The organism is Pseudomonas sp. 11/12A, from assembly GCF_000800055.1.
Taxonomy (GTDB): domain Bacteria; phylum Pseudomonadota; class Gammaproteobacteria; order Pseudomonadales; family Pseudomonadaceae; genus Aquipseudomonas; species Aquipseudomonas mohnii.
On record NZ_JUGV01000001.1, the window covers coordinates 2,892,029 to 2,913,405 of the forward strand.

The 21,377-nt window shown below is 61.1% G+C and carries 23 protein-coding genes; 12 read left to right on the plus strand and 11 right to left on the minus strand.

The features are described 5' to 3' along the window. Window positions 1–152: 152 nt before the first annotated feature. Window positions 153–482 (minus strand): hypothetical protein, encoded by a 330-nt coding sequence (locus GQ39_RS13280; protein ID WP_047530498.1) that lies wholly within the window; start codon window positions 480–482, stop codon window positions 153–155. A 220-nt stretch (window positions 483–702) separates the two neighbouring features. Here GQ39_RS13280 and GQ39_RS13285 point away from each other — a divergent pair, with 220 nt between their 5' ends. The 6 genes from GQ39_RS13285 (at window position 703) to GQ39_RS13310 (ending at window position 6,086) form a co-directional block, all read left to right on the plus strand. Continuing rightward, window positions 703–1,104, plus strand: a complete 402-nt coding sequence (locus GQ39_RS13285; protein WP_047530500.1) for a hypothetical protein — start codon at window positions 703–705, stop codon at window positions 1,102–1,104. Beyond that, on the plus strand, window positions 1,104–1,643 hold the full coding sequence (locus tag GQ39_RS13290) for a hypothetical protein (RefSeq protein WP_047530503.1): 540 nt from the start codon (window positions 1,104–1,106) through the stop codon (window positions 1,641–1,643). Before GQ39_RS13285 ends, GQ39_RS13290 begins: the two co-directional genes overlap by 1 nt. Before the next feature lie 206 nt (window positions 1,644–1,849). Further along, complete coding sequence (locus GQ39_RS13295; protein ID WP_047530505.1) at window positions 1,850–2,128, plus strand: DUF3303 domain-containing protein; 279 nt, start codon at window positions 1,850–1,852, stop codon at window positions 2,126–2,128. Between the two features lie 258 nt (window positions 2,129–2,386). Further along, window positions 2,387–4,003: an arylsulfatase gene (locus GQ39_RS13300; protein WP_047530507.1), complete on the plus strand. Its 1,617-nt coding sequence runs from the start codon at window positions 2,387–2,389 to the stop codon at window positions 4,001–4,003. Between the two features lie 76 nt (window positions 4,004–4,079). Then, a complete protein-coding gene (locus GQ39_RS13305; RefSeq protein ID WP_047530508.1) occupies window positions 4,080–5,348 on the plus strand; it encodes an OmpP1/FadL family transporter in 1,269 nt (422 codons plus the stop codon). Window positions 5,349–5,396: 48 nt separating this feature from the next. Further along, window positions 5,397–6,086 (plus strand): DUF3313 domain-containing protein, encoded by a 690-nt coding sequence (locus GQ39_RS13310; RefSeq protein ID WP_047530510.1) that lies wholly within the window; start codon window positions 5,397–5,399, stop codon window positions 6,084–6,086. On the opposite strand, the gene ligD is transcribed toward GQ39_RS13310, so the two are convergent. Continuing rightward, window positions 6,087–8,177 (minus strand): DNA ligase D, encoded by a 2,091-nt coding sequence (gene ligD / locus GQ39_RS13315; RefSeq protein WP_081997908.1) that lies wholly within the window; start codon window positions 8,175–8,177, stop codon window positions 6,087–6,089. A gap of 181 nt (window positions 8,178–8,358) precedes the next feature. Here ligD and GQ39_RS13320 point away from each other — a divergent pair, with 181 nt between their 5' ends. Continuing rightward, window positions 8,359–8,817 (plus strand): cupin domain-containing protein, encoded by a 459-nt coding sequence (locus GQ39_RS13320; RefSeq protein ID WP_047530513.1) that lies wholly within the window; start codon window positions 8,359–8,361, stop codon window positions 8,815–8,817. A 147-nt stretch (window positions 8,818–8,964) separates the two neighbouring features. Here GQ39_RS13320 and GQ39_RS13325 read toward each other — a convergent pair whose 3' ends face one another. Further along, entirely contained in the window at window positions 8,965–9,699 is a 735-nt protein-coding gene (locus GQ39_RS13325) for a tellurite resistance TerB family protein (RefSeq protein WP_047530515.1), read from the minus strand. Between the two features lie 261 nt (window positions 9,700–9,960). Here GQ39_RS13325 and pcsA point away from each other — a divergent pair, with 261 nt between their 5' ends. Both pcsA and GQ39_RS13335 read left to right on the plus strand, forming a co-directional pair. After that, entirely contained in the window at window positions 9,961–10,683 is a 723-nt protein-coding gene (pcsA, locus tag GQ39_RS13330) for a phosphatidylcholine synthase (RefSeq protein ID WP_047538859.1), read from the plus strand. A gap of 4 nt (window positions 10,684–10,687) precedes the next feature. Continuing rightward, window positions 10,688–11,074, plus strand: coding sequence for a DUF488 domain-containing protein (locus tag GQ39_RS13335; RefSeq protein WP_047530517.1), 387 nt, complete (start codon window positions 10,688–10,690; stop codon window positions 11,072–11,074). A 70-nt stretch (window positions 11,075–11,144) separates the two neighbouring features. On the opposite strand, the gene GQ39_RS13340 is transcribed toward GQ39_RS13335, so the two are convergent. Together GQ39_RS13340 and GQ39_RS13345 are read right to left on the minus strand one after the other, a co-directional pair. Next, window positions 11,145–11,963 (minus strand): class I SAM-dependent methyltransferase, encoded by an 819-nt coding sequence (locus GQ39_RS13340; RefSeq protein ID WP_047530518.1) that lies wholly within the window; start codon window positions 11,961–11,963, stop codon window positions 11,145–11,147. A 37-nt stretch (window positions 11,964–12,000) separates the two neighbouring features. Beyond that, window positions 12,001–12,270 (minus strand): DUF4242 domain-containing protein, encoded by a 270-nt coding sequence (locus tag GQ39_RS13345; RefSeq protein WP_047530521.1) that lies wholly within the window; start codon window positions 12,268–12,270, stop codon window positions 12,001–12,003. Window positions 12,271–12,456: 186 nt separating this feature from the next. On the opposite strand from GQ39_RS13345, the gene GQ39_RS13350 reads away from it, so the two are divergent. Next, entirely contained in the window at window positions 12,457–13,425 is a 969-nt protein-coding gene (locus GQ39_RS13350) for an AraC family transcriptional regulator (RefSeq protein ID WP_047530524.1), read from the plus strand. Window positions 13,426–13,431: 6 nt separating this feature from the next. Here GQ39_RS13350 and GQ39_RS13355 read toward each other — a convergent pair whose 3' ends face one another. Genes GQ39_RS13355 through GQ39_RS13365 form a run of 3 tightly spaced genes read right to left on the minus strand, consistent with a single transcriptional unit; the run spans window position 13,432 to window position 15,269 of the window. Next, on the minus strand, window positions 13,432–14,649 hold the full coding sequence (locus tag GQ39_RS13355; RefSeq protein ID WP_047530527.1) for a cytochrome c biogenesis protein DipZ: 1,218 nt from the start codon (window positions 14,647–14,649) through the stop codon (window positions 13,432–13,434). Window positions 14,650–14,700: 51 nt separating this feature from the next. After that, complete coding sequence (locus GQ39_RS13360; RefSeq protein WP_047530529.1) at window positions 14,701–14,955, minus strand: hypothetical protein; 255 nt, start codon at window positions 14,953–14,955, stop codon at window positions 14,701–14,703. Between the two features lie 50 nt (window positions 14,956–15,005). Next, window positions 15,006–15,269, minus strand: coding sequence for a DUF2790 domain-containing protein (locus GQ39_RS13365; RefSeq protein WP_047530532.1), 264 nt, complete (start codon window positions 15,267–15,269; stop codon window positions 15,006–15,008). 305 nt (window positions 15,270–15,574) lie between these two features. Between GQ39_RS13365 and GQ39_RS13370 the strand changes: the two genes are divergently transcribed. After that, window positions 15,575–16,315 (plus strand): response regulator, encoded by a 741-nt coding sequence (locus GQ39_RS13370; protein WP_047530534.1) that lies wholly within the window; start codon window positions 15,575–15,577, stop codon window positions 16,313–16,315. After that, a complete protein-coding gene (locus GQ39_RS13375) occupies window positions 16,312–17,631 on the plus strand; it encodes an ATP-binding protein (protein WP_047530535.1) in 1,320 nt (439 codons plus the stop codon). The genes GQ39_RS13370 and GQ39_RS13375 overlap by 4 nt, the downstream gene beginning before the upstream one ends. Window positions 17,632–17,679: 48 nt before the next feature. Here GQ39_RS13375 and GQ39_RS13380 read toward each other — a convergent pair whose 3' ends face one another. From GQ39_RS13380 to GQ39_RS13390, 3 genes are all read right to left on the minus strand, one after another. Beyond that, window positions 17,680–19,305, minus strand: coding sequence for a methyl-accepting chemotaxis protein (locus GQ39_RS13380; RefSeq protein ID WP_047530537.1), 1,626 nt, complete (start codon window positions 19,303–19,305; stop codon window positions 17,680–17,682). A 364-nt stretch (window positions 19,306–19,669) separates the two neighbouring features. Next, window positions 19,670–20,428 (minus strand): HvfC family RiPP maturation protein, encoded by a 759-nt coding sequence (locus GQ39_RS13385; RefSeq protein ID WP_047530540.1) that lies wholly within the window; start codon window positions 20,426–20,428, stop codon window positions 19,670–19,672. Next, window positions 20,406–21,260, minus strand: coding sequence for an HvfB family MNIO-type RiPP peptide maturase (locus GQ39_RS13390; protein ID WP_047530542.1), 855 nt, complete (start codon window positions 21,258–21,260; stop codon window positions 20,406–20,408). Before GQ39_RS13390 ends, GQ39_RS13385 begins: the two co-directional genes overlap by 23 nt. Window positions 21,261–21,377 lie beyond the last annotated feature (117 nt).

Consider the following 21,377-nt stretch of genomic DNA (forward strand, 5'->3'; position numbering starts at 1 on the left):
CATTCATACCGACCTGTGGCGAGGGAGCTTGCTTCCTCGCCACGGGTTTATCGCTATTCTGGGGTCGATACAGACCTGCTACGAAGCCGGTCCTTCAATATAGACCGCACTGGAAAACCCGACGCCCGATCCGACAGAAGCCACCTCCCCCGTCATTTACGCGCCAGCTTGTACTTCACGCAGTCGTTGTAAAAACTCTGGCGCACCGCCTCGGGTTTGAACCGGGTAGGACTGTCGTAGGTTTGCTCGGTAATGCCCATGGCCATCATGCGCATCCACGACTTGGAAAACTTGTACGAGTGGATTTTCTGCCGCGCCGCATACAGTGAAACCCCCGCCAACTTGAGCTCCTGGGCTCTTGCCGCCGTCCCCGCCCCCCAACTGCACATGTAGCGATCATTGGGCATCAGCTCCCTGGCCTGGGCAGACATTGCAAGACCTGCAATGCCGAACGAAATCAGCGCGATCCGAATATTGCGCATTTACACTCCACCTAACCACCTGAAAATCCAGCGATTCTGGCGACAGGCGAAGCACTTGGGGGCCAGCATAATGCCTTTTTTGCAATGCACCGCGCGGGCACCCAGACGGGCCGGACAACGTCGGCGAGATGGATCAGTTGACGCGTCTTTCACCCACGCGAGAGCCCCCCCCTACAACCCTATGGGCAAATCCGACCCCGTCGCTCTATGATTGAGCCCCATGACGACCTCTGCACCAATCCGCCAACCCTGCCCACCCGGTGTCTGTGACTGCGGGCGCGACCCGTTGCTGGAAACACCGGGAGCGGACGTGCGCATCCTGTTTCTGACCCGAGCCGAAGAAAAACGCCTGATCGACCGCCTGGAAAACTTGCAGAGCCTGACCGACCTGGAGCACATGAAAAGGCGAATGTTCGAGCAACTGGGTATTCGCGTGGACATCGCCCCGGGTTTCAACGAAGTGCGGACCATGCGCGGTATCGGCATCCAGGTGGGCGAACTGCCGGGACTGTGTCGCAAGACCCGCGCCTCGATCCCGGCGGCGATTCGTCGTGCCATGGAAAAACGCCCGGAAATCGCCTACGAGCTGCTCAACGCCAACGACCTTTTGCGGGACGCATGATGAACCCCGTTCTCGAATTTCCCATCACCGACGAAATACTCACCGACTTCGCGCTGGTGATCGGCACCGACTTGAAGGGCTATCGCAATCACGTCTATCGGGTGTTGAATTTCTATTGCGCGGTCAGCGGCATTCAAGGCCTGCCGTGCGACGCGGTGCAGATCGCGGCGGCGTTTCACGACCTGGGCCTCTGGACCGATAACACCCTCGATTACCTGCCGCCTTCGATAGGTCTCGCCAACCACTACCTGGACACCCGGCAACGATCAGACCTGAAAGAGCAAGTGAGTGCATTGATTCTCGAGCACCACAAGGTACGCCCCTATCGGGCAACGCATGCGACAACAGTCGAGCCTTTCCGCCAGGCCGACCTGATCGATGTATCCCTCGGCCGGGTCCGTTTCGGCCTGCCACGAGCGTTCATCAAGACCGTGCAATCGACCTTTCCCGATCACGGTTTTCACGGGATGCTGATCAAGCGCTCTGCCCGCCAATTCCTCCGTTCCCCGCTGCGTCCGCTGCCCATGTTTCGCTGGTGATACAGGCGTTCAGCCCTGCCCTTGAATAATCCCCGGAACAGGATCAGCGGTCGTACGCGCAACGCTGCCCGCTGCTATGCCTTCACATGGGAGATCTTGCTGCACACCAGCCAGGACGGAACTGCAAACCATCAGTGCGACCCGGTCCCGGCGCCAACCAGGTCCACTCCGGCAAACCGGTGCCAATGCGCAACAGGAGGTGGCCGATGTTATTCATAGTCAGTTGGTCGATCAGCCCCGACAACCGCAATGCCGTCATCGAGCGCTTTCTCAAGACCGGCGGCGCTCCACCCGCGGGCGTCACCATGAAGGGACGCTGGCATGCGGTGGGCGGTTCGGCCGGTTTTGGCATTGCCGATGCCAGTGACGTGGTGCCAATTCAGCAATGGGTGCTGGACTGGAACGACCTCATGAGCATGGAAGTCCACGCGGCATTGACCGATGAACAGATGGCGCCGCTGCTGGCCGCCACTGTCGGCAAATAGAAGCGCCATCCGGGCGGCGGGCCCTGCTCGCCGCCACGCCTGTGCGCGAGACTGAGAACTCAAATGAAAAAAATCCTCGTTTGCACTGCCCGGAAACCTGACGTACTCGATTTCAATACGGTGTAAGCCTCCTGAAACAACCACTTTTTATTACTGGATATTTCGCAATTCATACCTACGCTCATCCGCGGGGGATCCCATTTCAGAGTGATCGGGGGACCGCTCAAAGGTACTCACACCAGTACACAGGATCTCGACATGAACCGGACACCATTTTCCTCGTTGTTTGCTCTGCCGATACTGCTGACGGCTATGGCTCTACCCGTCATGGCACAAGCCGCCGATAAATCGGCGCCCAACATTGTGGTCATCATGGGTGACGATATTGGCTGGTCCAATATCGGTGTCTATAACCAGGGCATGATGGCCGGGCGCACGCCTAACCTCGACCAACTCGCCAATGAGGGCATGCGTTTTACCGACTACTACGCCGAAGCCAGTTGTACGGCCGGGCGCGCCAACTTCATCACCGGCGAACTGCCGATCCGCACCGGCATGACCACCGTGGGCCAGGCCGGATCGCCCATCGGCATTCCCGCTGAAGCCGTGACCATCGCCACCACGCTCAAGGCCATGGGTTATTCCACCGGCCAGTTTGGCAAGAACCACCTGGGCGACTTGAACGAGTTCCTGCCCACCGTGCACGGTTTTGACGAGTTCTTCGGCTACCTCTACCACCTCGACGCCATGGAAGACCCGGCGCACCCCAACTATCCGCAGGAACTGCTCGCCACAGTGGGCCCACGCAACATGGTCCACAGCTGGGCCACCACCACCGACGATACGACCGTCATGCCGCGCTGGGGCAAGGTCGGCAAACAGAAAATCGAAGACGCCGGCACGCTCTATCCGGAACGCATGAAAACCATCGACGAGGAGATTCGCGACAAGGCCTTTTCCTTCATCGACAAGGCAAAACAGGACAACAAACCGTTCTTCGTCTGGCTCAACCCGACCCGCATGCACATCGTCACGCACCTGTCCGACAAATACGAAGCCATGCGTAACGCGCAAAACGGCTGGTCGGAACAGGAGGCTGGCATGGCCCAGCTCGACGACATCGTCGGCGACGTCATGGCCAAGCTGAAAAAAGACGGCATGGATGACAACACCATCGTGGTGTTCACCACGGACAACGGCGCGGAAAACTTTACCTGGCCAGACGGCGGCACGACCCCGTTTGCCATGGGCAAGGGCACCGTCATGGAAGGCGGGTTCCGGGTGCCGGCCATCATTCGCTGGCCTGGCAAGGTGCCGGCCAATCAGATAGCCAATGGCATCATGTCCGGCCTGGACTGGTTCCCGACCCTGGTCGCGGCGGCAGGCAACCCGAACATCACGGCTGAACTGCTCAAGGGCAAACAACTGGGCGATACCACCTACAAAGTGCACCTGGACGGCTACGACCAGACCTCGATGATCACCGGCAAGGGTCCGTCGAACCGTCACGAAATCTTCTATTTCGGCGAAAGTGCGCTGGGCGCGGTGCGCATTGATGACTACAAATATCGCTTCATCGACCAGCCAGGTGGCTGGATGGGCGCTAAAGTTCCAGTCGACGTACCGTTCCTGACCAATCTGCGACTCGACCCGTTCGAGCGCATGGGTTGGCCGGAAAACCAGTCGGCACAGGGCTCGCAACAGTACTTCGACTGGTTCAAGTTCCAGTTCTGGCGTTTCGTGTTCGTGCAACAACAGGTGGCCAAACTGGCTGAAACCGCGATCGAGTTCCCGCCGATGCAAAAAGGCGCGAGCTTCAACCTCGATTCGGTCAAGGCCAAGATCGCAGCCGCTCGGGCGGAGATGGCCAAGTAACGAGTGAATTCACGGGTGGCCGAGGCTGGCCACCCGCGTCTCTGACGGATGTTTATCGACGCAATAAGGAATTCGTATGCAGATAAAGACCTCCGCCCTGCCCGCCTTTGCCTTACTTGCGTTGTGCTGCCAGCAAGCCGAAGCCGGCGGCCTCATGCTCTACGAAATCGGCACCGATAACACCGGCCTGGCCAATGCCGGTGCCGCCGCCAGGGCCCAGGGCCCTTCGACGATTGCCAGCAACCCGGCGGGCATGAGCTACCTGCCTGGCACGCAAATCACCGCCGGCCTGCAGGTGCTCTATGGCGACCTGAGCTTCGATCGCGATTCCAACACCAATGTCCCGGGCAGCGGCAGCGGCAATGCCCTCGACCCAATCCCCGGCGGCAGCTTTTTCGTCACCCATCAACTCGACGATCACTGGAGCGTCGGCTTCGGTCAGTACGGCGACTTCGGGCTGGCGGAAAATTACGACAACAACTGGTCCGGGCGCTACTTCGCGCAAAACGCCAGCGTGCTCGGTGTGTCGATGGTGCCGAGCGTGGCCTACCGCTTCAACGACCAATGGTCAGTCGGCATCGGCGTGAAAGCCATGTACGGCATGCTCAAAGCCGACACCGCCATCGACCGCTCGCCTTTCGGCCTGACCGACCGCAGCGACGGCCAATTCAAGTACAGAGACAACGATTGGGGCTTTGGCGCCAACGTCGGGGTGATCTACGCCCCGCAACCCGGCACCCGCCTCGGCCTGACCTACACCAGCAAGGTTGATCTGAATTTCGAAGACAAGCTGGACGTCAAGGGCGACGGTCCGTTACTGCGACGGCTGGACAACGCCAATACCCAACTCGACATGACGGTGCCACAAACCGTCACCCTGAGCCTGTTCCAGCAACTCGACCGGCAGTGGGCCTTGCTGGCCTCGGTCAACTGGCAGGACTGGTCGGAGTTCGGCCAGGTCGGGGTACAGGTCGACACTACGGCGAACAACGCGCAATCAACCACGATCGACGCCAACTACAAGGACACCTGGCACCTCTCCCTCGGCGCGCAGTACCAGGCCACCCGACAGCTGTTGTGGAACGTCGGCGTGGCGTACGACAGCAGTGCCGTTTCGGACAGCAATCGCACGGTAACCGTGCCGATGGCCGAATCCTGGCGTCTTGCGACAGGAGCCACCTATGCTCTTAACAAGGACACCGACGTTAACGTGAGTTGGGCGATGGTCTGGCTGGGTGACATGCCGGTGGACCAGAGCAAAACCGTGTCAGGCGATCGAATTTCCGGTCAATTCGACAATGCCTGGATTCAAGCGGTGACCGGAAACATGACCTGGCGTTTCTGATTTCTGCTGACGAAAAAAAACGACTTTATCCAAGGAGCACACAGCATTATGAACCTGTCCCGAAACTTGCTTATCGGCGTCGCGCTGACCGGCCTGCTGCTCAGCGGTTGCACCTCGAAAGTCACCGAGAAAACGCAGTACTCCGGTTACCTGTCCAGTTACGACAACCTGCAAGAAGTACAAACGCCCAGCGGTGGTACGGCGATGCGTTGGGTGAGCCCGTCGTGGAACCCCAATGCCTACGACACGGTAGCGTTCAACAAGCTGGAGCTTTATCCGACGCCCAAGCCCAACGAGCGGGTGAACCAGCAGACGCTCAACGATATCCAGAACTACATGACCAACACGGCCAAGAGCACGCTGGGGCAGAAATACCGCGTGGTCACCACGCCGGCCTCCGCACCCAAGGGCTCGAAACTGTTGATCATGCGCGCGGCGATCACCGGGGTGAACGCTGAAAACGAAGGCATGAAGTGGTATGAAATCGTTCCGGTTGCCGCCGTCGTCGGTGGTGTCAGCGCCGCGACCGGCCATCGGGACCAGGACACCACCCTGTTTATTGAGGCCGAGTTCATCGACGCGAAAAGCAACCAGACCGTGGGCCGGGTTGTGCGCAAAGTGTTTGGCAGCACCCTGGAGAATGATAGCCAGAAGATCACCGCCAAGGATTTCAAAGCGGCCATCGACAAGCTGGGTGCCGACTTCCAGGCCTTCATCAACAAACCTCAAGCGTACTGATTACTGCTTCATGCCGACCCGCCGACGCATGTCGGCGGTGATCGACTGCCTGGTTTTCTTCAGATCCGCCCAAGGCTCATTGCCGACCTCCGCCAGGCGTTCATGCACGTTATGAATGTTCCACTGGTTGCCGCCCTTGAGCGACTCGACCTCTTCACGAAAGATCGGCACCGACACCGGCAAGCCTTCGCGGGTACGCGCGGCATAGGCGCAGATGGTGGTCGCGCCCAGACCATTGCGCATGTAATCGATGAAAATCCGCCCGACCCGATTCTTCGGCCCCGACACGGCGGAAAAACGCTCCGGCAGCAGTTTGGCCATGTGGCTGACAATCGCGTGGCTGAAGTCCTTGACCTCATCCCAGCCCAGCTTGCGGGTCAGCGGCACCACCAGGTGAATGCCCTTGCCTCCGCTGGTCTTGAGAAACGCCTTGAGCCCCAGTTCATCGAGCACCGAAAGGGTCAACTGGGTCGCCTCGATCATGCGCTTCCACGGCAATGCCGGATCCGGGTCGAGGTCGAGGACGAAGCGGTCGGGTTTGTCGAGATTGTCTGATGTGGCGTTCCAGGTGTGCAGTTCCACCGTACTCATCTGCACCGCGCCAATCAGCGCTTCGGCGCTGTTGATGACCATCATCGGCTGGCCGGTGAGTTTCTGGTCCAGGGTAGTGATGCCGGGAATGGCCAGGTGCTCGGCGTTTTTCTGGAAGAACAATTCGCCGGCAATCCCGTCCGGGGCCCGCACCAGCGCCACCGGGCGGTCCTTGAGCTCGGGCAAAATCCACTCGGCAACGGTGGCGTAATATTGCGCCAGTTGCATCTTGGTGCTGCCACTGCTGGCATCGATGATCCGGTCCGGGTGGGTGATACGGACCTTGCCCTTGTCCAGGCCGATGTGTGAGGGCGCGGGGTCGGCGTTCTTTGGCGCGGCGGTGGGTTTGGCAGTGCTGCTTTTTTTTCCAGGGGCAGTTTTCACGGTCATCGCTCGCTCCTCGGTGATGCCTTTGGCAGGCTTGTCGTCACGCAGGCCATGGAACACGGCATGGCGTACCGAGCCGTCCCGGGTGATTTCGGCAAAGGCCACTTCCGCGAGTAGCCGGGGCTTGAGCCAGTGCACCGTCTTGAACTCGACACCGTCGGGCGGATTGACCACCGCCGGTTTTTTCGTCTGCAAGGGTTTGAGCTGGTCGTGGAGGCTGGCGAGTGTCGCCTCGTTAAATCCGGTGCCGACCTTGCCAGCGTAGCGCAGCTCACCGCTGTCACGGTCATGCAAGCCCAACAGCAATGCGCCAAATGCACTGCGCGAACCCTTGGGATCAGTAAAGCCGACGATGACGAATTCCTGCCGCTGCTTGCACTTGAGCTTGACCCAGTCGCTGCTGCGCCGGGACACGTAAGGCGACCCCAGCCGCTTGCCGATCAAACCCTCCATGCGCATCTGACAGGCGCTGTTGAGCAACGCCTGCGGTTCTTCTTCAAAGCCGTCGGAGAAACGCAGCAAGGGGTGATCACTGGCCTTGAGCACTGTCGCCAGCGCAGCCCGGCGTTCTTCCACTGGCACTTCGCGCAGGTCCACGCCGTTGAGGTACGGCAGGTCGAACAGGTAGTAGACGATGTGGCCGCTGCGACCGGCCTCGAAGGCATTTTGCAGGGCCTGGAAGTCCGGTACGCCCTCCTCGTCCACGACCACCATCTCGCCGTCGAGCCATGCCGATTCCAGGTGCAGGGCGGCCAATGCCTCGGCCTGTCCGGGCAGCTTGTGGGTCCAGTCGTGGCCGTTGCGCGTGAAGAGTTTGACCTCGTCGTGGTCGATGCGGGCCATGATCCGGTAACCGTCGAACTTGACCTCATAACGCCACTGGCCATCCGGGGCCTTTTCTACCAGCGTCGCCAGTTCCGGCTTGATCAGCTCCGGTAACCTGGCTTTGCGTGCGCCGGTCAGTGGCCCGGGCTTTTCCTTGCGTGCCGGGGTGGCCGGTTTCTTGATCGCTTTGGCCTTGGCGTTTTTTCCGCCCGAACGGTTGACCGCGACCGGCTCCGGCGTTGCCGACATATCGCGACTGCGGTTGTAGTCATCCAGGTCCTTGTTCATGGCTCACCTGCTGCTCGCTACAGGACGCGATTGCTCGTCCCTCCCTCAGCAGAGCGAGCCATGCGAACGAAAATTCCATCGGCATTGAAAACGCCCGGACAGACGGCCCGCACAGCCAGGGCGGTCGCCGCGATCCAGTGCTTATACTCAACCGGTGTTGACTCACTCTGGGAGAGCAATCATGCGCACGGTTCACGTCATCGACGCCGGGAATGTTCCAGCGCCGGTCAATGTCGTTGGCGAGACGATCACCATTCTCGCTGGCGGGGACCTGAGTAAACCCTTTGAAGTGCATATCCAGGAGGGTGTGAAAGGTGGCGGCCCGCCCCCGCACTTTCATCCGTGGGATGAAGCATTCCTGGTCATCGATGGCCAGGTTGAAGTGACGGTGGAGGGCAAGGCCACGACTATCTCGCCCGGTGGCTATGTGCATATCCCCGGCGGCTCGGTCCATGCGTACAAGAACATCAGCCCCACCGCAAAGATCATCGGCGTAGTGTCCGACCCGCGCGGCGGGCAGTTCTTTGCCGCAATGGACCGCTTCAAGGTGCCCGAGGACCTGCCACGGATCTTTGAAGTGGCCGAGCGCTTTGGCGTTACCTTTCTGCTGCCGAAGCCGGGTGCCACTTCAGCGGGCTGACCGCGTTATCGTTCTTCGCGGACAAGCCCGCTCCCACAGGGATTTCGCAACGGCTACGGATCGTCTGTTCACCGCAGATCAAACTGTGGGAGCGAGTGGGCTCCGGGCGGCATTCCGACGATGGCGTGCAGGCAAACAACCTGATCTTCAGGCCGCCCCGCCCTTGGCCTGCTGTTCCAGATGCACCTGCAATTCGGGGGCGATGTTCAGGGCGGCCGCCAACTCATCCAGATAATTGCGCTCGGCGTCCTGTTGATCGTCCACCAGCATGACGCTGGCCAGGTACATTTCCGCCGCCATGCCGGGGTCGGTGGCCCACTGGGCCACTTCGCTGGCGTCGAGCGGTTTGGCGACTTCGGCATCAAGCCACTGCTGCAGTTGCGGGTCGTCGGTGTGACGGCCGACTTCGGTGCTGATCATCTGTTTTTCAGCATCGTCGATCCGCCCGTCAGCCTTGGCTGCCGCGATTAATGCTCGAAGAATGGCGTGACTGTGCGCCTCGACTTCCGGGCCGGCCAACAGGTCCACGGTGCGGGGTGCCTGTTGCGGCGCGGCGGCCTGGCTGCGTTGCCAGGCTTGATAGGCCTGAAATGCCATCATTCCCAGGGAAGCGAGGGCGGCGTAGTTGGTGCCGCCACCGGAGCGCGAGGGGGCCGTGCCACCCCTTGGCGACCCACCACCGAGCAAGCCACCGAGCAAACCACCCAAGCCGCCCGGGCCACCGCCAGCACCGGCAGCACCGCCACCGCCCCCCAGCAGGCCGCCGAGCAACCCGCCGAGGTCACCGAGCCCACCTTGGGCCGACGCCCCACCCGCGCCCCGTTGCGACATAGAGCCCTGGCCGGCCCGCAATAATTGTTCGAGCAGATCGCTGGTGTTCATGACGGCGTCCTCATCGATGAGAGTGATCCAGTCAGGCAACAATAGCCCTCGCACCCGATTGCGCCACCACCGTTTGGCTGACACGTCCCCCACTCGCGGCCGTAGATTTATCTGCAGTATTTTTTACGGCGCAGCTAAGATTCATGAGTGGTGAACCTTATTCCCGGATACCCGGTCGATACCTGCAACCCGACCCGGTTTGCCGCCGCCCGCCAGATAAGGGTGATGACTGGCTTGCTTCACTTTCTGGAGAACGCCCCCGTGATATCGACACTACACATCGCCAGGCTCAAAGCATGGGGTGCCCATGGTTTTACCGCCACTGGCGTCGTCACTGCCTTCCTCGCGACCCTCGCCCTGCTCGATAACCAGCCGACCAGTTGCCTGCTGTGGCTGGGCGTGGCCCTGATCGTCGACGGCCTCGACGGAGCGCTGGCACGCAAGGTCAATGTGCAGTCAGTGCTGCCCAGTTTCGACGGCTCGATCCTCGACCTGGTGATCGACTACCTGACCTATGTCTTCATCCCGGCGCTGTTCATCTACCGCTACATTCCACTGCCGGACTACACCTTGCTGCTGACCGTGTCGCTGATCCTGGTGTCATCGCTGTTCTGCTTCTGCAACGTCAACATGAAAAGCAAGGACAACTACTTCCAGGGCTTCCCTGCCGCCTGGAACGTGGTTGCCCTGTGCCTGTACATCATCGCGCCGTCGCCGTGGGTGACCTTCCTCACCGTGATCGGCCTGGCGCTGCTGACCCTGACCCGCATGAAGTTCCTGCATCCGTTCCGCGTGCGCCGCTTCATGCCGGTCAATATCGCCGTGACGGCTATCTGGTTGCTATGCAGTTTGTCGCTGGTGATCAACCATCCGTTGATCAATCCGATGGTCATGGGGCTTTGGCTGCTGATGTCGGCGTATTTTCTGGGGATCTGCTTGTGGCGCACGGCGCTGGAGTGGTTCGACGGCTCACGGCTCAAGTAGCGCCATGCCCATCCACATCGTGCGGCTCGGCGCCCCGCGCCAACCCGAAGAAGGCCTGCGCCTGGGCACCGTGCGCCGCCCACCCCGCGGCGTACCCAAGGCCGAGTTCGCCAGTCGGGATTTCTATGATGTCTGGCAGCCGTTGCTGTCTCCGAGCCAAGAACTGGTGCACGAAGCCAAGTCCGCCGAAGACGAGAAGGCCTGGCACGCCTTCAAACGCAAGTTCAAGGCCGAGATGAACCATCCGGTGCCCAGCCAGTTGCTCGATCTGCTGGCCGCCCTCTCCCATCACACCTCGCTGGCCGTCGGCTGTTACTGCGAGGACGAAGCCCATTGTCATCGCTCAGTGCTGCGCGAGTTGCTGGTGGCAAGGGGGGCCGAAGTGGTTTAACCCGCCCGACATCAGCACAAATTGCCTGTGGGAGCGAGCTTGCTCCCACAGGGGGTGATGCCTTGTCGACTTAACGCCTTGTCATCACCACCTCCAGATACTCACCCGGCACCACCAGCGACTTTTCCCCTGCCCGGTTCGACCGGTTGATCAGCTCGATCAGGTCTTGTTCCAGGGCCTGGGCGCCGTCGGGTGGCAGCGCGGCAAAGGCCTTGTGCATCGGCCCATACCACGCCCGGAAGGTGTCGATGAAATGCGCCGCCGAGCGATAGCGGAAATTGAAGATCCGGCGCGTGACCTGGACAAGGAAGTCGCGCTCGTCGAAGTGCGCGCGCAGCCAGGCTTCGGTGCCCCACTGCGACGGCGGCAACGCGCCGGGCGGTGGAGGCAGGTGTTTACCCAGCGTTTTGAACATTTGGCCGACGAAGCCTTCCGGTGTCCAGTTGGCGAGGCCGATCCGGCCTCCCGGCCGACAGACCCGCGCCAGTTCCGCGGCAGCCTTGGGCTGGTCCGGCGCAAACATCACGCCAAAGGTCGAAAGCACCGCGTCAAAACTGGCGTCCTCGAAGGGCAACGCTTCAGCGTCGGCCACTTGAAAGACGACATTGTCATTCAGGCGCTCCGCCCTGACCCGGTCTTCACCGCGTTCAAGCAATGCGGCGACATAGTCCGTCGAGCGGACCCTGCAGCCGCGACGCGCCGCCGCCAGCGTGGCATTACCGTTGCCGGCGGCCACGTCGAGCACTTGCTCATCGCACAGCAGGTCACAGGCTTCGGCCAGTTGTTCGCCGACGATTTGCAGGGTGGTGCCGATCACGGCGTAGTCGCCACTGGCCCAGGCAGCCATTTGACGGTTTTTCAGGGCAACAAGATCAATGGGTGTACTCATGAATTACGCTCCGTTGCGGTTTGGAACGCAACCCGGCTTATTCCGCCGTGGTGGGATCGATGATGTGGGTGACTTCAGAGATGCGATTGGCCGGGAAACCACTCAGCCTGGCGTGCTCCATGATCTGCTCTTCGCTCGGCGCGATGTACACGCAATAGAGCTTGTCACCGGTGACATAGCTCTGGAGCCACTGCACCTGCGGCAACTCGCGCAACGCCCGGCAGGACTTTTGCGAAGCGGCTTTCAAATCCCTTTGTGACAGTGTCCCAGCGCCTTGAATCTCGCGTTCTATGACGAACTTAGGCATGGCAACCTCTCATTCTTGTTATGGATGACAAGGCCGGCGGGCCCTGCGTGACCACTATCGCGCCGGGCAAAGGCGGCGTCCTGCCCGATCGTCGGCCAAGACTGTCCGATCGTCCGGAGGTTTCATGCTGGGCCGCGACAGGCTCACAATCAGCTTCTGACCCACGATCGGCATGGGAAAACCCTCATGGATGCCCTGTCACAGACCCTGCGTGTCGTGCGCCTGGTCGGCGCGATTTTCATCAACGCCCGGTTCACCGCGCCCTGGTGCTACCAGTCACCGAGCGCCGACAGCGCCGCGCCGTTCCTGGAGCCAAACGCCGAACGAGTGGTGATCTTTCACTTGATCACCGAAGGCGAGTGTTACGTCGAACTGGGCAACGACCCGCCGCTACGGCTGACGGCGGGCGATGTCGTCGTGTTCCCGCAAGGCGACGCCCATCGCATGTGCTCCGCACCAGGCCTGATTCCGGCCAGCGGCGCGCGTCTGGATGCGGTCCTGTCGCGCCGGCCCCGGCAGTTGAGCTATGGCGGTGGCGGCGCGACCACGCGCCTGGTGTGCGGCTATCTGGCGTGCGACACGCGGTTGGCGAGGATGTTGCTGACGGGGTTGCCGCCCGTGGTGCGAGTCAATGTACGCGGCTCGGCGGCCGGTATCTGGCTGGAGTCTTCGGTGCATTACGCCCTGGCCGAAGCCCGCTCCCCCAGGCCGGGCGGCGAAGGTGTGCTGGCGAAACTGGCCGAGGTGTTATTCATCGAGGTACTGCGTCTGTACATGCACGAACAGGGCAAGGGCCGAACCGGTTGGCTGGCCGGCGTGAGCGACCGGATCGTCGGCGCCGCCCTCAACGCGCTGCACGACAAACCCTGTCACTGCTGGACCCTGGAAGAGCTGGCTCGAACCGCCGGCACATCAAGATCGGTACTCGCCCAACGCTTCCAGCAACTGGTCGGGGTTTCGCCGATGCAATACCTGACGCAATGGCGGATGTTGCTGGCCGCCAACCTGTTGCGCAGCAGTAACAGTTCTCTGCTGCGGATTGCCGAAGAAGTGGGGTACCAGACGGATACGGCGTTCAGTCGGGCATTCAGGCGAGAGTTCGGGTCGCCGCCAGCGGCATGGCGGCGCAGTCAGGAAAACCGGACGGCTCATTGATCTTTTTTACGCCGCTGGAGCGCCGGCCTTCGCCTCCTCCAGCAACTGCTGGATCATCTTCTCCTGGGTCTCATAACTGCCTTCACCAAAGTGCGTGTACCGCACCTGCCCCTTGGCATCGATCAGGTAGTGCGCCGGCCAGTACTGGTTGTCGAAGTTGCGCCAGATCGCGTAGTTGTTGTCGATCGCCACCGGGTAGGTGATGCCGTACTCCTTCACCTTGTCCCTGACGTTGTCGATGATGCGTTCGAACCCGTACTCAGGGGTATGCACGCCAATCACCACCAGGCCGTCCTTCCCGTATTTCTTCGCCCAGTCCTTCACGTACGGCAGGGTGTGCTTGCAGTTGATGCAGTCGAAGGTCCAGAAGTCCACCAGCACCACTTTGCCCTTGAGCGACTCGTTGCTCAGTGCGGGTGAGTTGATCCATTCCACGGCACCGGACAGCGACGGCATGGCGCCTTTGGCGTTGTCCATGGACGAATCGGCCTTGGCCTTGCTGACCAGGTAGTCGACGACTTTCGGCACGGTTTCCAGCAAGCCTTTCTCGACGCTACTGACGCCTTCCGACGATGTATTGGCCAAAAGAACGTCATCAGCGCCAGTGGAAATCATCACGGCACCGGCCAGCACCGCCACCCCGGCGCCACGACGCAGCCAGCCGGTTACGGGAATCGAAGGTTTCAGGCGATTGACCAGGCCGCGACCGGCGAAGATCAAGGTGCCGAGGGACAACGCACTGCCAGTGCCATAGGCCACCAGCAACAGGCTGGTCCCGGCATTCGCGCCTTGCAGCATGGCACTGGTGAGAATCACCCCGAGGATCGGCCCGGCGCACGGCGCCCATAGCAGGCCGGTGGCGACACCGATCATGATCGAACTCAACGGGCCGGACATTTTGCGGCTGTCGGGGTCGATGCGGTTGCCCAGCAGAACGAAAGGCCGTGCCAGCCAATCGCCAACCCGGGCGGAAATCAGCGACAGGGCGAACAGCACCATCACGATCAGGGCCACTTGGCGCCCGGTGCTGCTGGCCTTGATCACCCATTCACTGCTGACCACCGCCAGGCTGGAAATCAGGGCGAAGGTCAACACCATGCCGCCCAGGGTCAGGATGATCGATGAGCGCGTGCGATGGGCGCCGGCGAACAGGAACGGCACAACCGGCAGGATGCAGGGGCTGAGCACGGTCAATATGCCGCCCAGGAAAGCGATGAGGAACATGGGATCACCTTGGAAATGAGGGTGGCAATTCACAGGGGAACGGTGGTGTTGTCAGGCTGTCTGGCTATCCAGCTGCTTACCCTGCGGCGTGCGGCTATAACCGTTTTCGGCAACGACTTGTCCCTGTGGCGTGCGGTTGTAGCCGTCCTCGGCGAGAAAGGCGTCGCCGCCCTTCTGCGCCACGGGCGTCAGTTGAAAGCAGGTGCTGCTGCCACAGGCGCTTTGTTCTACAGCGGCGTTGGCGTGGGCAGCGACACCGGCGACGGAAAAGGCAATGGCGGTCAAGTAGCGGCTGATGTGGTTCATGGTGTTCTTCCTGGATTCAAAAGGGATTGGCTAATGGCTGATCGCTGGACTCAGTTGTCCGAGTTGCAGCTGTCAGAAATCTTGCGATAGTCCAGGACCCGGGTTTTGTTCTGGGAGTCCAGGTAGGTCAATTGCGCATCCACAACCCCGCAGGAAGGCGTGGCGTCCTGTTTCAACGACACCACTTTCTTGATGTCCAGTTGCGTGCCGTAGGTGTAGGTTTTAGGGCGCGTATCCGCTTCGGCGCGGGCCGACAAGGTGCAGATATTCAGCGCGGCAAACAGGCAAGCGGCATAGACGGCTTTGGTGTTCATGGCGTTTTCCTCAAGGTTTCAACGGATAGGTCGTTTGTTGGCTAGAGGCGGTTGGGTGTGCCTCGATGGAACCTATTAGAAGCCCCTGAGGTATCCCGTATGTGTCGGGAACAGGCGCGGGTAAATCGGCAAGTATCAAAGCCGGGCCGGGATACACAGGGATACAAACCCCCTGAAAATTCGCGTTTTTGCGTCTGTGTGTATCCACCGACTGGCCAGATACACTGCAATACAAAGGGCTACGGGCGACCGGGCCAAGGCTCGATAAACTGTGCGACATCCCCCACTGACAGAGGCAGGCACCCATGGAACACGTCGATCACATTCTCATCGTTGACGATGACCGCGAGATCCGCGAACTGGTGGGCAACTACCTCAAGAAGAACGGCCTGCGCACCACGGTCGTGGCGGATGGTCGGCAGATGCGCAGCTTCCTCGAATCCACGCCGGTAGACCTGATCGTGCTGGACATCATGATGCCGGGCGACGATGGCCTGATGCTCTGCCGCGAGCTGCGCGCCGGCAAACACAAGGCCACCCCGGTCTTGATGCTCACCGCCCGCAACGATGAAACCGATCGCATCATCGGCCTGGAAATGGGTGCCGACGATTACCTGGTCAAGCCGTTCGTCGCCCGTGAACTGCTGGCGCGAATCAACGCCGTGCTGCGCCGCACACGCATGTTGCCACCGAACCTGGTGGTCACCGAAACCAGCCGCCTGCTGGCTTTCGGGCGCTGGCGCCTGGACACCTCGGCCCGCCACCTGCTCGATGAGGACGGCACCATGGTCGCGCTCAGCGGTGCGGAATATCGCTTGCTGCGGGTGTTCCTCGACCATCCGCAGCGGGTGCTCAACCGCGACCAATTGCTCAACCTGACCCAGGGTCGCGACGCCGACCTGTTCGACCGCTCCATCGACCTGTTGGTGAGCCGCTTGCGCCAGCGCCTGCTGGACGATGCCCGCGAACCGGCCTACATCAAGACCGTGCGCAGCGAGGGCTACGTGTTTTCCCTACCCGTGGAAATCGTCGGTGCCCCCTCGTGAGTCTATCGATGCATTGGCCTCGCACCCTGGCGTCGCGGCTGTCGCTGATTTTCCTGATCGGCCTGATCCTCGCCCAGGCCCTGTCTTTCGGTGCGCAGTACTACGAGCGTTACGAAAGCTCGAAAAACACCATGCTCGGCAACCTGGAAACCGACGTCTCGACCTCCATCGCCATCCTCGACCGCTTGCCGGCCAACGAGCGCGCCGGCTGGCTGCAGCAACTGCAACGGGCCAATTACGGTTATCTGCTCAGTGACGGCGAAAAAGGCACGCCGATGGACATGGACATGGCCGAGGCGCCGATGGCGATGGCCTCGATCAAGGACGCCATCGGCCAGGATTACCCGATGACCTTCACCGACATTCCCGGGCCGAAAAAACACTTTCAGGTGCACCTGACACTCTCGGACGGCAGCCCGCTGACCATCGACGTACGACCTTCGATGGTGCCGTTGTCACCCTGGCTGCCCATCGTCCTGCTCGGACAACTGGCGCTGATGCTCGCCTGCACCTGGCTGGCCGTGCGCATCGCCATCCGACCCCTGAGCCGTCTCGCCGAAGCCGTGGACACCCTCGACCCCAACACCCACCCGGTGCTGCTCGACGAAAAAGGCCCGACTGAAGTCGCGCACGCGGCCAAGGCATTCAACGCCATGCAGGCGCGCATCGCCGCCTACCTGAAGGAGCGCATGCAACTGTTGGCGGCGATCTCCCATGACCTGCAAACGCCGATCACCCGGATGAAACTGCGCGCCGAATTCATGGACGACTCCGCCGAAAAAGACAAACTCTGGAACGACCTCGGCGAAATGGAACACCTGGTGCGCGAAGGCGTGGCCTACGCGCGCAGCATCCATGGCTCCACCGAAGAAAGCCGCCGCACGGATCTGGACTCGTTTCTCGACAGTCTGGTCTTCGACTACCAGGACATGGGCAAAGAGGTCCAGTTGAACGGCAAGAGCGCCACCGTCATCGACACCCGCCCCCATGCCTTGCGCCGGGTGCTGGTCAACCTCACTGACAACGCCCTCAAGTTCGCGGGCTCTGCCGAATTATTGGTGGAGAAACAGGCCGACGGCAGCGTGTCGGTGAAAGTCATGGACCGTGGTCCGGGCATCGCCGAAGAGGAACTGGCCCAGGTCATGCAGCCGTTCTATCGCGTGGAAAACTCCCGCAACCGCAGCACCGGCGGTACCGGCCTGGGCCTGGCGATTGCACAGCAACTGGCGTTGGCGATCGGGGGATCGCTGACATTGAGTAATCGTGAGGGCGGTGGCTTGTGCGCGCAGCTCAAGTTGCCGGCGCGCTCGGCTTGAAAGACCGGGGTTTCGGGTCAATCCGCAACCCCGGCCATGGGCACCGCGTTAGATGACAAACCTCGACACCAGCGCGTTCAAATTCACCGCCAGGCGTGACAGTTCATGGGAGGCGGCGCTGGTCTGGTTGGCGCCTGTGGCGGACTGCGTGGCGAGATCGCGAATATTCACCAGGTTGCGGTCGACTTCGCGAGACACCTGGGCCTGCTCTTCGGACGCACTGGCGATGACCAGGTTGCGCTCGTTGATCAAATGGATCGACTGAGTGATCTGCTCCAGCGCGACACCGGCGGCACGCGCCATTTCCAGGGTACTTTGGGTGCGTTGATTGCTTTGCTGCATCGACGCCACGGCTTCACCGGTACCGTTCTGGATGCCGGCGACCATTTTTTCGATTTCCTGGGTCGATTGCGCTGTGCGATGGGCCAGCGCCCGCACCTCGTCCGCGACCACGGCAAAACCGCGCCCGGCCTCACCGGCACGGGCGGCTTCGATCGCAGCGTTCAACGCCAGCAGGTTGGTTTGCTCGGCGATGGCACGAATCACGTCCAGCACCTTGCCGATGTCGCGTCCCTGGGCGGCCAGGCCTTCGATCATCAGCGAGGTGGTGTGCACGTCTTGGGTCATGGTCTGGATCGCGTCGACGGTCTCCACCACACGGTCGCGGCCTTCCCGGGCGGCCTGGGTCGACTGGTTCGACGCTTCGGAGGTCGATACCGCATTGCGCGCCACTTCTTCCACGGCGGCGGTCATTTCATTGACGGCCGTCGCCGCCTGTTCGATTTCGTTGTTCTGTTGCTGCAGCCCGCGGGAAGCGTCTTGAGTCACCGCGCTGAGCTCTTCGGCAGCGGCCCCCAGTTGCGTGGCGGAACCGGCAATCTGTTCGATGGTTTTGCGCAGATTGGCCTGCATGGTCGACAAGGCACCGAGCAGCCGACCCGGCTCATCCTGGCCATCGGCCTCGATGGTTTTGCTCAGATTGCCATCAGCGATGGTCTGCGCCGCCAGCAAGGCGCGGTTCAGCGGCGTGACGATGCTGCGGGTCAGCAGCCAGGCCAGCAGGATGGTCATCAACGCGGCCATCACGGCGACGACAACAATGCCGAGAATGGCGCTGCTGTAGTTGTCGCCCGCTTCGGCCGAGGCGGTTTTGGCATAACCGGTATTGAGTGCCACCAACTTGTTGAGCTGCTCACCCATCTGATCGGTGCCGTCCTTGATCCGCGTGTTGATCAGCGTGCGCATTTCGTCGAGCCTGTTCTGGCGCGACAACTCCAGCATCTGCTCCTGGGCTTGCATGTAGCTGTCCAGGGTAGCGGTGAATGTCTTGTACAGCTGCGCTTCTTCCGGCTGGGATGGCAACGCGGCATAACTGGCCTGGGCGCTGCGCAGCTTGTCGACCAACACACCGATGCGCGTCTGGGCATCCTGCAGAGCTGCCGGATCACGGTTGACCAATATCCGGAACGACAGAATGCGCATGCGCAACACGTTTTCGGTCATGTTGCCAAGAAAACCGACGCTGGGCAGTTGGTTCGTTTCCATGTCCAGGGAGGCCTGGCGGATGATACTCATGCGATTCACCGCAAACACCCCCAGCACAATGACCAGCAGGGCAATGAAGGCAAACCCCAGGAAAGCTCGAGGCGCGATACTCAGATTACGCAGTGACATAGGATGATTCTCGGGTGTTGGTGGCTACGAGCATCCATGCGTGATCACTGAACGGCAGGCGTCGGCGCGCCCGTTTCAGATGGGCGCCCTTGTTGTAATGGGTTTGTGTGCGCCTGTTAGTTGTATCGGCCAGGCTTGAGGTTTATTGCGGGGATCGCGCAAATAAATTTCAAAGGGTTACGAGTGTTTCAACGGTGAAACACATGGAACAAATGTGCAACATCCAGATGTATACGAGCCCTGTAGGAGCTGGCCTGCCAGCGATGGTCCTTAACGATGGCGCGGACTCGATGGATAACAGAAGTGGTTGTGAATCCATCGCTGGCAAGCCAGCTCCCACAGGATCGGGTCCATCCGCAAAAAATCAGTTGATGACGCCCACCACCCCTTCCCCATGCAGCTGTTGGATCAATGCCAAACCGTTTTCGAAGAACGTCTGCGAGCCGGTCATCCCCGCCTCCTCCGCCAACCCCTGCAACTGCGAACGGCCGTCCAGCCCGGGAAACTCATCCAGGCGCTGCAACAGGCGCCACGCCAGCGGGCTCAGTTCGGAAAACTTTACGCTCCAGTCTTCAGCCCGTCGCACCAGCAACAAGGTCGGCTGATCGGGTGCGGTATCGGGCTGATAGCCCGGTCCGACCCTCTGCACCGGCCAGCTATAGGCCAACGGCCAGGCCAGTGGCGAGATGTGCAACGGGCGGCTCAGCAACCCTTCTGCATCGCCGGCCGGCAAAGGCTCGGCTTCGGATTGTTGCAGCGCCATTTCGACCCATTCGTAATGCGCCAGCTCCACCATGAATGGCGGCCAGGAACCCTCGGCCAACGCTTGCGGCTCGGACGCCAGGAACTCGACGAATTCCTCGGCGATCTCGCCGAACTTCGGCGTGTGGGCGCGGTAATCGTGCAGAAAAGCCCGCACCAGCGCACGCCACTGGTCATCACCCAGGATGTTCACCAGCACCGGGAAGGTGCCGCTGATCAACGACGACAGGTTGGCGAACACCAGGTCGCGATAAACCTCAGCCCGCGCCGGGTCCATCTCGACGGGTGGCGCACAGTGTTCAGGGTCGCGCAGGTACAGGCCCATGCTGTGTTGTTGTTCATGCAACGAGCGCTTGGCCACGGCTTACCTCCCCGGCCTGCAAGCGGCGAATGGTCTGCAACTCGGCGACCAGTTCGGAAAACACCGGAAAGTTGAAATCGCGCTCCAGCAACGTCGGGCGGGCGCCGAACCGGGCATAGGCCTCGGCCAGCAATGACCACACCGCCGGCTTGACCGACGCCCCGTGGGTGTCGATTTTCAAGGTGTCGGACTCATCGAAATGCCCGGCGATGTGCATGGCCACCACCCGGTTCGAATCGATGCTGGCGAGGAATTCGTGTGGATCGAAACCGTGGTTGATCGAGTTGACGTAAACGTTGTTGACGTCCAGCAGCAGATCGCAGTCGGCTTCGCGCAATACCGCGTTGGTGAATGTCACCTCGTCCATGTCCTGCTGTGGCGCGGCGTAATAGGAAACATTTTCCACCGCCAGGCGCCGGCCAAGAATGTCCTGGGCCTGACGAATGCGCGCGGCGACGTGGTGCACCGCTTCTTCGGTAAACGGCAACGGCAACAGGTCGTAGAGGTGACCGTCATCGCTGCAATAACTCAGGTGCTCGCTGTACAGCGGCACGTTGTAGTGATCGAGAAACACCCGCACCTGCTGCAGGAACCCGACATCCAGCGGTGACGGCCCGCCCAGGGACAGTGACAACCCATGGCAGGACAGCGGATAGCGTTCGGCCAGTGCTCGCAGTGCCGCCCCCTGAGCACCGCCGATGCCGATCCAGTTTTCCGGCGCGACTTCGAGGAAATCGAAATGGCCGGCCGGGGCGGCCTGGAGGTCTTTGATTAAACCGCGACGCAAGCCGAGCCCGGCGCTGGCCTTCGCTGAAATGATGGGGGTTTGCATGGTGTCGATCCCTGGGGTTGTCAGTACGCAATCACAGTTAATCGAAGTGATGTATCTGTTCTGTGTTCAGCGGTGGCCTTGAATTGAGGGGAACAGTATCGGGAAGGCGGTTAGATA